We start from the raw sequence: 15,065 nt of genomic DNA, 5'->3' as shown, positions 1-15,065 counted from the left end.
CCTCTCAGTGAGGGGAGCTGATTTTTTGAAAGGAACCTCCTATGGCGGGAACCAACCCCCGCGCCGCGCGTATCGCGGCCCTGATCCAGCGCGTCGTCGCCTCCTCCATCGAGCGTGAGCTGCACGACAAGCGACTGACCAACATCACCGTCACCGAAGTGCGCGTGACCAACGATCTGCAGATCGCCAAGATCTACTGGACCCAGCTCGGCCACGAAGGCAAGGAATCCGGCGAACGCAAGCGAGCCCAGCAGGCCCTCGACCAGGCCAAGGGCCACCTGCGCACGCTCGTCGGCCGCAAGGCCGGCCTGCGCCTGACCCCGCAGCTCCAGTTCGTGTTCGACGAGGTGCCCGGCGAGGCCCACGAGATCGAGGACATCCTGGCTCTGGCCCGCAAACGCGACGAGGAACTGGCCAAGGCGCGCGCCACCGCCCAGTACGCCGGCGATGCCGACCCGTACAAGCACGACGACGAGCCCGCCGAGGACGACGACTTCGATGAGGACATCGATGGCGACGAGGACTTCGATTCCGAGGATGACGCCACCGACGAAGGACTGGGCGAGTAGGCTCGTCTCTTCCGCCCGTCCGTTAAGTCGGCGCGAAGACTACTGAGGGGCGGTCCGACGGAAGTCATGTCAATCGCGGTTTTACCAGAGCGAATACGTTCATCGAGGGGAATATCACATGGCACAGCCCGCACCTAGCGGCCTCATCATCATCGACAAACCGCAGGGCGTGACCAGCTTTGATGCGGTGGCGGCCGTGCGCGCCGCACTGCACATCAAGAAGGTCGGTCATGCCGGCACACTCGACCCGATGGCCACCGGCGCGCTGGTCATCGCGTTCGGCCATGCCACGCGACTGCTCAACGCCATCGTGGAGCATGACAAGACCTATGAGGCCACCATTCGCCTCGGTCTGGGCACAACCACCGATGACGCCGAAGGCGAGCTGATTGCCGTGCAAGGCGATGGCACCCATGCCATTACGGATGTGACTCAGGAGAAGATCCGTGCCGTCATCGCCGACCACTTCACCGGCGATATCGAGCAGGTGCCCAACACGTTCTCGGCCATCAAAATCAATGGCAAACGTGCCTACGACCTGGCCCGCGAAGGCAAGGATGTGGAGCTCAAGGCCCGGCCGGTGCATATCGGAGAATTCGCCGTGCTCGCCGTCCGACAAGGCTATGTGGCGGGGGAGCGGGCCGGCAAACCGTTACGGGAGGCTGTCGATTGGTTCGGAACCGGTGATTCGTCCGGGGTGACGACTTCGGCTGTTCCGGCTGCTTCGGGCGCTTTGAGCGCGTCGGCCATTCCGGTACTCGACGTGGACGTGCGTGTAAGCTGCTCGTCCGGTACGTACATCCGTGCGCTGGCCCGTGATTTGGGTGCCGAACTGGGCGTCGGCGGCCATCTGATCCGCCTTCGCCGCACGCGGGTCGGCCACTTCGCTCTGCCAGACGATACCAGTGGTCTCATCGGCGACGAGGCGATGGAGGCCACCCGCGACCACACGGTCACCGCCCACAGCGAATCCAAGACCTTCACCAACCGCGACGGCGAAACCATCACCCGCAACAAATGCGTATTGGACACCCCGGCGGAACTATCCGGTGAAGAGCGGCGCAACTGGCTGCTCGGACGCGCACTCACCATGGAGCAGGCCGCGCGCGGAGCCATGCCCGCGTTGGACATCACCCCGGAGGAAGCCACCGAACTGCGGTTCGGACGTCGTATCGAGAGGAAGATCGGCGAGCCGACCGTGGCCATCGTGCCGCAAACGCATGATGTGGTGGCCATTCTGGAGCGAGCGAACGCGCATCAGGCCAAGCCCGCCACCGTATTCCCCGCCGAGTAGACTGAACGCGGTTTGCTTTGCGTCGCATGCATGCATGCGTGTCGCAAGGTCGGGAAGCACGTGGTAGCTCTTCTAGGCTGAGATTGACATGTCCTTTCCCTGGCTCCCCTTGTCAGAGGAGCTGTCGGCGAAGCCGATTGAGGGGTAGTCCAAGGGGACGTGCACCAATCATGGTCTGACAAGATCGATGAGCCGAACCCAACAACACGGACATAACACGTACACAGCAAAGGACGGGACGCAACACGATGAACATCACGCATCTGACTCCGGACGCCCAGGGCGAAGTCGAATGGCCCTCGTTCGATAACGACAAGAAGGCCGTAGTAACCCTCGGCGCATTCGACGGCATGCATCTGGGTCATCAGGCCGTGATCAAGCGCGTGGTCGAACTCGCCCACCAGCACGATTCCTTCTCCGTGGTGATCCTGTTCGATCCGCGCCCCGCCTTCGTGCACGGCTGGGCCGCCAAGCATGACGGCCAGGAGCCCGACGAGGAGAACATCGACGCCGAAGCGCTCACCAGTGTGCAGGAACGACTGCGCCGCATCGAGGCTCTGGGCGTGGACCATGTGCTTGTGGTGCGTTACACGCTGGCCTTCGCGGCCAAGTCGTACATCTTCTTCCTGGGACGCCTCACCGGCAAGCTCGGCATGCGTACGCTGGTGCTCGGCCAGGACGCCGCCTTCGGCAAGAACCGCGAAGGTGACGTGCAGCACGTGGCCAACCTGGCCGCCGCCACCGGCGTCTTCGAACTGGACGTGGTGGATGACCGTGGTCCTGGCGAGGTGCGTATCCCGCGCGACTTCAAGCCGGAAATGCCCGCCGAATGGGGCGAACCCTCTGACCCGCTGGCGAACGCCACCAAGGCCGAACGCCGCGCTTGGAGCAAGAAGCACCAGGCCAAGGCCATGCGCGCCTGGAGCTCCACCAATGTGCGCTACCTGCTGGCCCACGGCCGTATCCAGGACGCCAACGCCATCCTTGGCGCGCCCCACGCCATTGAGGGCGAAGTGGTGCACGGCGAGGAACGTGGCCGTACCATCGGCTTCCCCACCGCCAATCTGGGCGGCGATATTGAGGGATACATTCCCGTGGATGGTGTCTACGCCGGCTGGCTTGTGGATGGGGACAACCGTTGGCCCGCCGCCATCTCCATCGGCACCAAGCCCACGTTCAGCGAGAAGACCGGTCTCCACGAGCGCGTAGTGGAGTCCTACTGCATCACCGACGATTGGATCGACCTCTACGGCCACAAGGTCCGCGTGGAATTCGCCGGCTTCCTGCGCCCGCAGGTCAAGTTCGACGGCCCCGACCAGCTTGTGGACGAACTCAAGCGCAACGTCGAGGAAACCAAGCGCATCACCGAGCCTGGTGAATAAAAGTAATGGCCCCTGATGAGGGAGATGAAGATCTCCTCATCAGGGGCCATTCCATAAGGCGCTGTTATATCGAGATTGACATGCCCCTTACTTTTGGCTCCCCTTGTCAGGGGAGCTGGCGGCGAAGCCGACTGAGGGGTAGTTCCATCGGATTCATGTCAATCCTGGCTCAACAGAGCCTTGGGCTAACAGAGCCTAATTCATTTGATGGTCTGAACCGTCAATGGCGGAAATGCGCGAAGAACTCGCGCGTCTGCGGATCGTCCGACTCATCCATCACCTCGCGCGGCGTGCCGTTCTCGGCGATGATGCCGTTGCGCATCAACACCACGCGGTCGGCCGCATCATGCGCGAAGCTCATCTCATGCGTCGCCATGAGAATCGTGGTGCCCTGGGACTTGAGTTCGGCCACCATGTTCAGCACCTCGCCCACGAGCATCGGGTCAAGCGCCGATGTGATCTCGTCGAGCAGCAGCAGTTCGGGATCGGTCATCAGCGCACGGGCGATGGCCACGCGCTGCTGCTGGCCGCCGGACAGCTGGTCCGGATAGGCCTTGGCCTTGGCCCGCATGCCGATACGGTCCAGCAGTTCCAACGCACGCGCCTCGGCGCGGTCCTTCGACCAATGATGCACTTTGATGGCGGCCAGCGTCACGTTCTTCAGCACCGACATGTGCGGGAACAGGTTGAACTGCTGGAACACCACGCCGATACGCGCGCGGATGCGGTCCTGGTTCGCGCGCGGATCGGTGATGTCCGTGGAACCGAGCCAGATCTGACCGTCATCGACCTGCTCAAGCAGGTTGACGCACTTCATCAGTGTGGACTTGCCGGAACCGGACGGGCCGAGCAGTGCCACCACCTCATGCTGCTTGACATCGAACGAGATGCCGCGCAGCACCTGCGTGGAACCGAAGGACTTGCGAACGTTGTCCAGTCGCAGCACCGGCTGTGTGTCGCCCTTCTGCGTAGTTGCCGGGGACTGCACGAGAGCGTCCTGCTGCATGTTCTGATCCGTGCTCATACCGTGCCTCCACTCAGTTCGCGCTTGCGCAGTCGCGCCGTATACCAGTCGTTCAGCAGGATGAACGGCACGCTCATCAGGATGAACAGCAGGCTCGCCACCACGTACGGCGTGAAGTTGTACGAGCTGGCCACCTCGATCTGGGCCGCACGCACCGCGTCCACCGCGCCCAGTACGGAGATGAGGCCCACGTCCTTCTGCATCGAGATGAAATCGTTCATCAGCGCGGGCGCCACCTTGCGCAGGGCCTGCGGAATGACGATCATGCGCGTCGTCTGACCGGCGGTCAGGCCCAGCGAACGTGCCGAGGCACGCTGCGAGGGGTGCACGTCGTTGAAGCCGGCGCGCAGCACCTCGGCCACATAGGCGCTGTAACCCATGATGACGGCGATCGTGCCGAGGATGGCCGGGTTGATGCGGCCGAACAGGCCCAGTCCCGGTATGCCGAAGCCGATGAGGTACAGCACGACGATCATCGGGATGCCGCGCATCACCGTGGTGTACAGCGCGGCCAACACCCGCAACGGGAACATCACCGGGTTCTTGCTGGTACGCACCAGGGCGATAAGCGTGGCGAAGATGGCGACACCGATTACGGCCACGACCAGCACCTGGAGGTTGAGCCAGAGGCCGTCGATGGTTTTGGGCAGGGACTTGACGAAGTATTCGGGGGAGAAGAAGGTCTGCTTGACGCGCGGCCAGCCGGGGGACATCTTCAATCCCGTGACGACGATGATGGCCAGCACGATGGTGCTGACCAGGCTGGTGACCACCGACTTGAGTTGTTGCTTGCGCCGATAGTCACGGCGGGAGAGTTCGATCTCGCTCACCGGCGGCGTGGATGATGCTCCGGCGGCGGAATCATGCGTGGATTGAGAATCGACCATATGTGGATTGTATTGCAGTGTCCGAACGGGTTTGAGATTGGTGTCGCGCAATGTGGAACGCGAGACGACGAACCCGCCGGCTGAGATGCTGAAATCTCCTCCGACGGGTTCGGATTGGTGCGGACGGGCCGTCATGCGGTCGTACGGCACCTGATTGGACTGGATTTGCCCGGCTGACCTTACTTAAGCTCGGTCAGATCGGTGGTGTACTCGGCCAGCCACTTGTCCTGCAGCTGCTTGAGCGTGCCGTCGGCGTTCAGATCGTCCACGGCCTTGGTGACGGCCGAAGTGAGCTTGGAATCCTTCGGCAGCACGATGCCCAGGCCGTCCTTGTCCTCGGAGCCGGCGATACGGCCGAGCACTTCGGCGCCCTTGACCTGCTCGGACTGGACCATGTACACGCTTTCGACGGTGTTGGTCACCAGTGCGTCGATCTGTCCGGCATCGAGCGCCTGGGCGAGCGAGGCGTCGTCATTGAAGGTCTGGATGTCGTCCTTGATTTTGCTCTGGACGATCGTGTAGGCCTGCGTGCCGACCATCACGCCGATCACCGCGTCCTTGAGATCGGACAGCGACTTGGCGGAAGCGAACTTGCCGTTCTTCTTGACAACCACGGACTGCGTGTCCTTGTAGTAGCCGGAGGAGAAGTCGACGGCCTGCTTGCGCTCGTCGGTGATGCCGAACTGCTGGATGTTGAGATCCCAATCCTTGGCACCCGGGGCGATGGCGGAGTCGAACGTGGTGCGGATCCACTTCACGTTGTCCTTCTTGAAACCGAGCTTGTCGGCCACGGCGTAGGCCAAAGCTGCCTCGAAGCCCTCGCCGGACTCCGGCTTGTCGTTCATGACCCACGGCTCGTATGCCGGGTCGCCGGTGGCGATGGTGAGCGTGCCGGGGGTGACGGTCTGCTGCGTGATGTCGGAGCTGTCGCTGCCTCCGGCGTTGGCATCGGAGGAGTTGCTGGATGCACCGCAGGCTGCGGTGAACATGAGCGTCGCGGCGGTGAGACCGGCGGCGAACACGCGGGCGGCGGACTTGAATGACATGGGGTTGTTCTCCTTCTTTCTTGCTTCCTGTCCTAGTACAAGATAGTTATTCGGTGTATGCGACATGTTGCCGGCGCTATCGGTTTCCACGATGGCGGGTTATCGAGGATTCTGCGATTCGCATGTGCCCGGTGGAAACGGTCGGACGTCGTCGTCTCCTACTGCAGCGTGAACCCCGCGAAGGTGAAGCCGGGGGAGACCACGCAGGAGACCAATGCGTCACCGCGTCCGGGAACCGTGCGCTGCCAGACCCCGGCGGGAACGACCGCATGCCCGACGGGAGTGCCGTCCGGCGATTGGCCGTGTTCTTCGGTCCCGGATTCCTGTGCGATGCCGCCGCCAAGCACGATGGCCTGTCGTTCGTTCGGATCGTCGGCCGGCTGCTCGCCGTCGCCGCCGAGCTCCAGCGTGACGGTGGCGGGCCCGTGCCACAGCCAGATCTCATCGGCATCCACCTTGTGCCAGGCGCTGGCGTCACCCTCCGGCAGCAGGAAGTAGATCAGCGAAGCGAGCGGTCGTCCGCTGTCCGGTTCCGGCAGCGGCGACTGCCAGTCGCGCGTATACCAGCCGCCTTCGGGATGGGCCTCAAGTCCGAGACGCTGCACCACGGAACGCGCGTACGGGCTCATCTCTTCCAATGGGACACTCATGCATTGCTCCTTTCACTCACCATGCGCCGTTGTTGTAGACCACACGGCCCGAAATCACCGTTGCCCGGTTCGTGCCGGCACCGTTGCGAACCAGCTCCTCCAACGTGTCCTCGATGCCGCGCGGGGTGGCCACGTACACGGGTACGTCGAAGAAGGCGAGATCGGCCATTGCGCCGGCGTTGATCTGCCCGATACGGCCCGCGCCCACGTGCATGCCGAGTTCCTGGGCGCCGCCCAGCGTCATCATGCGAATCAAACGATGCGTCAGATCGTCCTTCATATACCCCTGTTCACGCGCCAGGTCGTACAGCATCGCCACATCGTCGAGGACGTCCAGACTGGGCGAGCTCGACAGCGAATCGGTGCCGACGGCCAGCAGATTGCCTTCCTCGAGGTATTCCCTGATCGGGGCATCCCGGCCGGTCACCGTGATGCGGTTCGACCGGGGGCACAAGGCGACGCCGACTCCGCGCTGGCGAAGGATACGCCGGTCTTCCGTATCCGCCCAGACGCCGTGCGCGATATGCACGTCGGGGCCAAGCGAGCCGAGCTGGTCGAGGAATTGGATGGCGGACGCGCCCTGGCCGGCTTCCCTGAGTTGCTGATAGCTGGTCCAATCCTGGTCGCGCCAGGAAGCCGCCGAATACGTGGACAGTGTGGTTTCGCGGTCGCCGGCCTCCATCGGCGTCTCCGCCAGATGGATATGCAGACGCATGTCGAGCTGGCGGGCGATATCCGGCAAATCCACAAACGGCGCGGTTTCCAACGTGTAGGGTGCGTGCGGGCTGATGCCGATGCTGGGCAGGTCCTCCTGCCGCATACGGCCCAGATGCCGGACGAGTTCGCGCACCCCCACCTTGCGCCAATCGTCGTTGTGCCAGTCCATCACCTCCCAGTAGGCCACACCGTGCATGCCTTGGGAGGCAAGCGCGCCGGCCGCTTCAGGGTCGGTGACGATATCGGCGGCCGCCGTGACACCTGCTTCGACCATCATCCGGGCACCTTGTTCGGCGGATTGCTTCCAGTCGCCTTCCTGGCACAGGTTCTCGTACACCGGATTGAACCCGAGCTCCCAATCACGGAAGCTCGAATAGGAGCCCTTGCCTACTTCGGCCATATTCGTGTACTGCAGATGCGTATGCGCGTTGATGAGGCCCGGGGTGATCACGCCATGCCAATGGTGCTCCTCGATGCGCCCCTGCGGAGCCAGATCCTGTTTGAGCGTGTCAAGCACCCAACGCCGGGTGCCTACATGCACCACACGGCTGCCGGCCACCGCGATGGCACCGTCCATGATCACCGGTCCGGTGACGGGAATGATGAGCGGCGCGCTATACAGCGTCACCGAGTCAAGCGGAGCCGGGTGCGCTGCCGCATACAACGGGTCGAACGAATCATCGGTCATGGTCATCCCTCCTTTATACCGGCTCCGCGGCAATCATTTCATCGCGATGGGGTGTGGGCATGTCGTGGCTGGCCGTTGCGTTGGGCGTTCAGGCCATATCGTCGAAACGGGTGAGATTCCAGGCGTACCCGTTGTCGGCCACGGCATGGCTGGCCGATTGTCCTCGTGTACGCAACGCGACGGTGGCGATGCGGCGGTCGGACTCGGCGTCGAGGTGGTGCACCCCAGCATCGAGCGGATGACCGTCACGGTGATGGGCGAGCAGGTGACGGACCGCGCTCGCCTGAACGGCGAAGCTCAGATCCATGATTTCGATGGGATTGCCGCCGCCGGCCGTGTAATTGACGCCGTCGCCCTGCGCGAGCAGGGTAAGCGTAGGACCGTCCGGAACATTGATGACACTGACGGATTGCGTATTGTCATGCCGGAAACCGGGAATGTCGTCAAGCGCGATTTCATTGGCGATGCCGCCGATCACCGAAAGCACCGTACCCTCGCGCATGAGCCGCATATGCTCCACCGCGATGGTGTGCCGCACGCCGGTGGCGGAGACGACGATATCTGCCTTGGCCGCTGCATCATTGATGTCGCAGGCGGCAAAACCGTCGAACACGGCCTTCAATGCCGCGACGGGATCCGTGTCGCAGACCAGCACCTGCGCGCCCAAGGCTCGGACGCGCAACGCGAATCCCTTGCCGACCGGCCCATATCCGATCACCGCCACGGTTTTATCCTGGAAACAATGCGCTCCAAGCAGTTCCTGCATGGTGGTCACGCAGGTTTCACCCGTTCCATGCATGTTGTCGAAGCCGGTTTTGAGCACACTGTCATTGACGGCGACCACGGGGAACGGCAGCACCCCCGCTTCCTGCATGGCCTGGAAGGCTCGCACGCCGCTGGTCGTTTCCTCGGCCACGCCAATCAACCCGTCCAGCAGCTCCGGGCGTTGGGCCGCTGCAAGCCTGGCGAAACTTGCGCCGTCATCGATGATGATTTGCGGACGGATCTCATCCAGCAGTCGCAGCGCACCCTCCTGCGTCTGCTGCGGGGACCATCCCGCGTCGGCCTCGACGACAATGCCTTCGCGGCGAAGCTGCTCCGCCACACGCTGATCCGTTTCCGACGGGTCGGCGAATACGCCGACCATGGCACCAGCCGCCTTGAGCTGGCGCAGCAACACCGCTGTTTTCGGCTCCAGCACCAGACACACGGCGATACGCACATCCGTGAAATCCGTGTCTCGACGCAATTCGTCCATCAGTGTGCGCAGCACGGTCATATGCCGTTCGGCGTAATCGATGGCGTTTCTGCCGTCCAGTTCACGCGCATCCTGCAACGTCAGGACGGAATCCGAATATTCGATGGTTTCGTACAGATCAGCGGCGACGTCTGCATCGGTCGCCATGACTGTCTCACTTGCCGGGTTGTCTCCACTGGTAGGGCTGTCTCCATGTGCCGGGCCGCCGATGTCCACCGGCATGCCGGCCGAACCATTCGCTGGCGCATCGCCCCGGTCCGTTCGCCGGACGACTACGCCCCACTGGCCCGCCGCTTCGGCGAAGGCATCAACGTCCGCCGTCTGCGGCACCGTCATGCGGGAGCCGGCCACAGACCGATTCGTCCGCTGTGAATAGGTCATCGCCCAGGAGGCAAAATCCATTCCAGTCATATCATCACCGTTCCCGTTGTCTGATGGTTGCGATGTTGGCTATCCTACATTCCTGCATGTCTACCGTTTCGATGACTTCGTGCCGGATGTCAACCCCAATGAAGCCAAGGCGTCCTGCAGCGTGCCGGCCTCCACGAGCCGCAACCCGTCGATGTGCAGGGGCTTGCGCAATGGCGCGATGACGGCCGTGGTGAACCCGAGGCGTGCGGCCTCACGCAGGCGGTATTCCATGCGGGGCGCAGGACGTATCTGCCCGGTCAGGGAGATCTCGCCGATGGCGCACGTGGCGCGGGCTATCGGCCTTGACGTGGCCGCGCTCGCCAGCGCGCTCGCAATCGCCAGATCCGAAGCGGGCTCCTTGGCCCGACCTCCGGCGATGGTGGAAACGTATAGGTCGTTCGCCAGCAGATTCAGTTTGCTATGGCGGTACAGCACCGCGGTCAGCATGGCGATGCGGCTCGGATCCACGCCATTGACCGCACGCCGCGGGGTAGGCAGCACCGACGTGGTGACCAATGCCTGCACCTCGATGGGCAGGCTGCGATGCCCATCCAGCGTGAACGTGACGCACGTACCCTCGATTGGCGCATCGTCTGCCGCATTCGGCCCCGAACCGGACAGAAACAGTCCGGCCGGATCGGTGACCTCCTCGATGCCCTCGCCACTCATATCGAAGCAACCTACCTCATCCGTGGGGCCGAAACGATTCTTCACCGCGCGCAGCATGCGCAACGCCGTCTCGCTGTCTCCCTCGAATTGGCAGACCACATCCACCAGATGCTCCAGGGTACGTGGGCCGGCGATCGAGCCGTCCTTGGTCACGTGCCCCACCAGGAACACCGGAATATCCAACGTCTTGGCGGTATCGATCAGGGCGCTCGCCACTTCGCGCACCTGCGTGGAGCCACCCGAAATGCCATCGACCTCCTGCGAGACGATGGTCTGTGCGGAATCCACGATCGCCAACGCCGGCTTGTGCTGTTCGATGAGTCCCAGCACCGTGGACAGGTCGGTAGTGGATGCCAGCAATAGGTTCGGTTCCACCGCATCGATGCGCGAGGCCCGCAATCTCACCTGGGACTGTGATTCCTCGCCGGAAATGTACAGCACGGTATCCGAGCTGGAGGAATGTGACGGGCGTTGCGAATCGGCTTGGTGTACGGCCCGCGCGATATTACCTGCGGTCTGCAACAGCAGCGTCGACTTGCCGATGCCCGGTTCGCCGGCAATCAATGTAACCGAGCCGGGCACTACACCGCCGCCCAGCACACGATCGAACTCAGAGAACCCGGTTTCCAGCCGCTCCACGCTTTCCGTGCCGATCTCGGTGATGGGGCGAGCCGCGGCACGGGCATCCGCCGGTACCACGGCCGACTGTGTACGCGACGTGCGCCCCGGTGCCGCGGTGCGCGAACCTGCGGCCGGACGAGACTCATGGAACTCCTCCACGGTGCCCCATTGTCCGCACTCGGGGCACCGGCCATACCATTTCGTCCCGTTCCAGCCGCATTCGGAACACACATACTGCACAGTCGTTTTCGCCATGACTCCACCCTAACCCGGGTTTTGCGAGACGGTAAAATTTTACCGAACCCGACGGAATCAAGCCGAAAACCATCGATTCACCATACATTCACCTGCGGCGCGGAAACCCGCGATCACACGGCCGGCCAGCGTCACGCCGCTGTGAGAGAATCAGGGGCATGACTAACACCGAGAACTCTTCGACCACGCAGTCCCATGGCAAGCTCATCGCAGTGGTGATCGCCGCTGCCGTCGTCATCATCTTGGCAGTGCTGTCGGCCTTCGTCTGGCCGGGTTGGGCCATCAAGAAGGATGCCGGCACCACCGCCCAGGGCGGAAGCAGCAGCCAGCAGCAGTCCGCGGAAACCGAGCCGACCACGCCCACCATCGAGGCGACGGCCCTTCCGGACGACGCCACCGAGCTGCTCAAGGCCATGCCGGACAGCGTGCTCAACTACGCGCGCACCAAGGCGGATGCCTCCACCACGTGGAGCGCCGCTTCGCCGCTCGAAGAGTACACGCTGACCTACTCCACTGGCGAGAAGGCCAAGAACGTCACGCTGGTGGCCGCCCAATGGTCCACCTCGGACAGCGCCAAGACGCAGTACGATGCGCTGGTGGCCGCCCAGACCGGTGACGAGCAGGCCTCCGGCAACGTGAAGGTTTCCGGCAACGTGACCGGAGCCTATGTGGTCAAAGCGGACGCTTCGGACGCCAAGAAGTCCGTGGCCATCTGGCAGAACGATACGGTCGTTTTCCAGGCGACGGGCACCAAGGAGGCCGTCGAGCGCTTCTACCAGAAGTTCCCGATGTGATTTCCGCATGACCTGCCCTTGCGACTCAAACGACCCGCAATCCGCTAAACGGAATTCGCCGGATGCGTTCGCCATTGCAAAACCATTGATTCCGTAAGGTTTTGGTGGCCTTGCCGAGGCGTCTCCGGCGACACAGCCAACATGCGATTGTCCGCTGTCTGGCTGGATGTGTAGTATTGTGCGAGTTGCAACTTTTACGATTAATCGAAATGGAGGCTTCAGATGGGTTCTGTCATCAAGAAGCGCCGCAAGCGGATGAGCAAGAAGAAGCACCGCAAACTGCTGCGTAAGACCCGCCACCAGCGTAAGTAGTCTTACCTGCAATCAAGGCATTGAAAACCCCGTGAGCCGTTCGGCCGCGGGGTTTCCTTTTTGTTGTTGTCACCCAAAAAACAAAAGCCGTCTTCCGCGCAGCAAATCACGCGGAAGACGGCTTCTGTTTCGTCAGACGGAATCAGGCCGAATCGTCAACCGACTCACTTGTTGGAGTTGGTCATGACGCGCGGGCCGTTCGGATCGCCCACGATGACCTTGTCCACCATGTTGAGGAACAGGCCGTGCTCCACCACGCCGACCGTGTTGATAAGGTCCTCGGCCAGCTCCTGCGGGTGGTCGATGCGGCCCAGGTGCAGATCCACCACGAAGTTGTTCTCGTCGGTACGGACTTCCTTGCCCTCGGCGTCCAGACGCAGCACCGGCTTGTAGCCCTTGGCCTCGAACTCCTTGACCACGTGGCCGGCGCCGAACGGAATGACCTCGACCGGCAGCGGGAACTTGCCGATGGTGTCCACGACCTTGGACTCATCCACGATCCACACGATCTTGTTGGAGTTGGTGGCCACGATCTTCTCCCACAGCAGGGCGGCGCCGCCACCCTTGATGCCGTTGAAGTTCTTGTCCACCTCGTCGGCGCCGTCGATGGTCACGTCGATGTGGTCCACGTCGTCGATGTCCACGATCTTGATGCCGTAGCTTTCGGCCTGCTCCTGCGTACGACGGGAGGTGGTCACGCCCGTGAACTCAAGACCCTCCTCCTGCACGCGGCGGCCCAGCTCGTCCACCAGGAACTTGACGGTGGAACCGGTGCCGAGACCGGCGATCATGCCGTTCTCGATGAGCTTGGCGGCTTCGATGCCGGCCGCCTTCTTGAGGGCATCCTGCTGTGCCTTATCCATTGCGTTTTCTCCTTTGCCTGCAACGCTTCACGAATGCATTAACGCAGTGAAGTCCGATTCCTATCCTAACGCGCGTGAACGAAGTTGTGCCGTCGTGTCCGCTTTTGGTCGGCGTTTGTGATGTTGGTTACTTGGCGACCGGTCGGGCGACCGATTAGGTGGCCGATTGACCGGCCGTCACTGACGCATGAACGGTGCGTTCGTGATGGTCAGATTGCCGTCACCGTCCACGTACCCCTCGATGGCGATGATGCCGGAGATCGGCATCGGCTGGCCATTGAAGTACGGGCTGGTCTTGGGCGCAGGGGAGAAGACCAGCGTTCCCGAAACCGTCAGCCCGCTCGGTTTCGCGGATGTCGTCGTGGCTGTCGTTACGGGTGCGGTTGCGGTGGGAGCGGAGCTGTGAGACTGCCGTCCTGCCGGAGTCGCCGCATTATCGTTCACGCTGGTAACTTTGGGAGTCGTGGCGGGACTCAAGGATGTCTGCTGGTCGGCCGCCGAGAACGTCGTACCTGTCGCAGTGCCGGTGCCGGCCTGTCGCATCGCATCCGTCGGGTCCGTGGCGTCACCGGTCTGCCGGTCGCCGAAATCAAGATCCGGCACGCCTTCCGGTTCGGCCAGCAGATCGGCCAGCGACTGCCCACCGCGTGATTTGGCGGGGGAGCCGCCACTCTTGCCGGACTCGCCGACCTTACCGGTCTGTGTCGTACCCGATTCGACGGGCTTGCGCAGGCTCGATGCGTCCGCTTGGCCGTCCAGCACCAATTGCACGTCCGGCGGAACATCGGTGCCACGCGAATACTCGGAATGCAGCAACGACTGCCAACCCTCGAGGGGCAGGTATCCGTCACGTGCACCCGACCGACAGTCACCCGCATACGTGCGTGCCAGCTCATCCACCAGCTCGTTGCCCGCGTTGCCCGCGTGCCCCTTGACCCACTTGAAGCTCACCGGGCCGGGCCTGCGGGAGATCTCCGCGTCGATGGCCTTGATGAGCTCGACGTTCTTCACCGACTTCTTCTGCGAGTTCTTCCACCCGTTGCGCTTCCAGCCCTTGACCCATGTGGTCGAACAGTTGATAGCGTACTGCGAGTCGGATTCGATAAGCAGCGGCTCGCTGCCGGGATGTGCGCGCAACGCCTCCAGCACCGCGCACAGCTCGCCGATCTGGTTCGTGCCGTTCGTGGCACCGCCCGAGTCATAGCCGTGGTCATCGTGCTCATGACCGGGTTTTCCGCCGGCGTTCTTCTCATGATCGGCCCATGCCCAGCCCATAGGGCCGTTCGGATTGCCCAGTGCGCTGCCGTCCGTGGATACTGTAATGGTCATGCCATGCTCGCTTTCCGGTCAATCCGAACGGCCCCTTCGCGGGCGGGCCCGCTCACTTCGCCTACGGAAAATCCACCGGACTTTCCGCTTGACGGCTCAGCATTCGGATTGCCCAGTGCCGATCCGTCCGTCGATACAACAATCGTCATGCGCTCCACCCTAACGCACGGCGTACGCAACCTTGACGTTACCGGGACACCCTCTCCCCGAGTTATCCACAGCTGCTTATGCGGGGCAAGCTGTATCCACATGGACACCCCTGCTTTTGTGCGTATCGTTCAGACCGTTAGGGTGAG

14 protein-coding genes are annotated in these 15,065 nt (G+C 62.8%); 5 read left to right on the top strand and 9 right to left on the bottom strand.

The genetic code is table 11. The annotated features are described in order from the left end of the window. The first annotated feature begins 41 nt into the window (after nt 1-41). The 3 genes from rbfA to ribF all read left to right on the top strand — a co-directional run bounded on the left by rbfA (nt 42) and on the right by ribF (nt 3,245). Nucleotides 42-569, top strand: coding sequence for a 30S ribosome-binding factor RbfA (gene rbfA / locus DF196_RS03015; protein ID WP_109056414.1), 528 nt, complete (start codon nt 42-44; stop codon nt 567-569). A 118-nt stretch (nt 570-687) separates the two neighbouring features. Further along, on the top strand, nt 688-1,863 hold the full coding sequence (gene truB / locus DF196_RS03010) for a tRNA pseudouridine(55) synthase TruB (RefSeq protein WP_109056413.1): 1,176 nt from the start codon (nt 688-690) through the stop codon (nt 1,861-1,863). 248 nt (nt 1,864-2,111) lie between these two features. Further along, complete coding sequence (gene ribF, locus DF196_RS03005) at nt 2,112-3,245, top strand: bifunctional riboflavin kinase/FMN adenylyltransferase (RefSeq protein WP_109056412.1); 1,134 nt, start codon at nt 2,112-2,114, stop codon at nt 3,243-3,245. A gap of 220 nt (nt 3,246-3,465) precedes the next feature. Here the strand turns inward: ribF and DF196_RS03000 are convergent, their stop codons facing one another. From DF196_RS03000 to radA, 7 genes are all read right to left on the bottom strand, one after another. Next, the gene (locus DF196_RS03000) at nt 3,466-4,251 is read right to left on the bottom strand and encodes an amino acid ABC transporter ATP-binding protein (protein ID WP_109056439.1); all 786 of its coding nucleotides are present in this window, start codon (nt 4,249-4,251) and stop codon (nt 3,466-3,468) included. Nucleotides 4,252-4,265: 14 nt separating this feature from the next. Then, nucleotides 4,266-5,156 (bottom strand): amino acid ABC transporter permease, encoded by an 891-nt coding sequence (locus DF196_RS02995; RefSeq protein ID WP_109056411.1) that lies wholly within the window; start codon nt 5,154-5,156, stop codon nt 4,266-4,268. A gap of 179 nt (nt 5,157-5,335) precedes the next feature. Then, the gene (locus DF196_RS02990) at nt 5,336-6,202 is read right to left on the bottom strand and encodes an ABC transporter substrate-binding protein (protein WP_109056410.1); all 867 of its coding nucleotides are present in this window, start codon (nt 6,200-6,202) and stop codon (nt 5,336-5,338) included. 158 nt (nt 6,203-6,360) lie between these two features. Next, on the bottom strand, nt 6,361-6,852 hold the full coding sequence (locus DF196_RS02985) for a cupin domain-containing protein (protein ID WP_109056409.1): 492 nt from the start codon (nt 6,850-6,852) through the stop codon (nt 6,361-6,363). Nucleotides 6,853-6,868: 16 nt separating this feature from the next. Further along, nucleotides 6,869-8,257: an amidohydrolase family protein gene (locus tag DF196_RS02980; RefSeq protein WP_109056438.1), complete on the bottom strand. Its 1,389-nt coding sequence runs from the start codon at nt 8,255-8,257 to the stop codon at nt 6,869-6,871. An 88-nt stretch (nt 8,258-8,345) separates the two neighbouring features. Beyond that, complete coding sequence (locus DF196_RS02975) at nt 8,346-9,662, bottom strand: adenosylhomocysteinase (RefSeq protein ID WP_241519562.1); 1,317 nt, start codon at nt 9,660-9,662, stop codon at nt 8,346-8,348. A gap of 324 nt (nt 9,663-9,986) precedes the next feature. Beyond that, a complete protein-coding gene (radA, locus tag DF196_RS02970) occupies nt 9,987-11,471 on the bottom strand; it encodes a DNA repair protein RadA (protein WP_109056408.1) in 1,485 nt (494 codons plus the stop codon). Between the two features lie 158 nt (nt 11,472-11,629). Between radA and DF196_RS02965 the strand changes: the two genes are divergently transcribed. Next, nucleotides 11,630-12,265, top strand: a complete 636-nt coding sequence (locus tag DF196_RS02965; protein WP_170114960.1) for a hypothetical protein — start codon at nt 11,630-11,632, stop codon at nt 12,263-12,265. A gap of 222 nt (nt 12,266-12,487) precedes the next feature. Next, nucleotides 12,488-12,577, top strand: a complete 90-nt coding sequence (locus DF196_RS02960; protein WP_004268639.1) for a 30S ribosomal protein bS22 — start codon at nt 12,488-12,490, stop codon at nt 12,575-12,577. Between the two features lie 164 nt (nt 12,578-12,741). Here the strand turns inward: DF196_RS02960 and rpiA are convergent, their stop codons facing one another. Then, a complete protein-coding gene (rpiA, locus tag DF196_RS02955; protein ID WP_109056407.1) occupies nt 12,742-13,440 on the bottom strand; it encodes a ribose-5-phosphate isomerase RpiA in 699 nt (232 codons plus the stop codon). Between the two features lie 177 nt (nt 13,441-13,617). Further along, entirely contained in the window at nt 13,618-14,769 is a 1,152-nt protein-coding gene (locus DF196_RS02950) for a ribonuclease H family protein (protein ID WP_109056406.1), read from the bottom strand. Between the last annotated feature and the right edge of the window lie 296 nt (nt 14,770-15,065).

This window comes from Bifidobacterium callitrichidarum (assembly GCF_003129905.1).
In the GTDB taxonomy this organism is placed as follows: Bacteria; Actinomycetota; Actinomycetes; order Actinomycetales; family Bifidobacteriaceae; genus Bifidobacterium; species Bifidobacterium callitrichidarum.
Note: the sequence above shows the minus strand (reverse complement) of the source record. Positions and strands in the feature narration are given on the sequence as shown.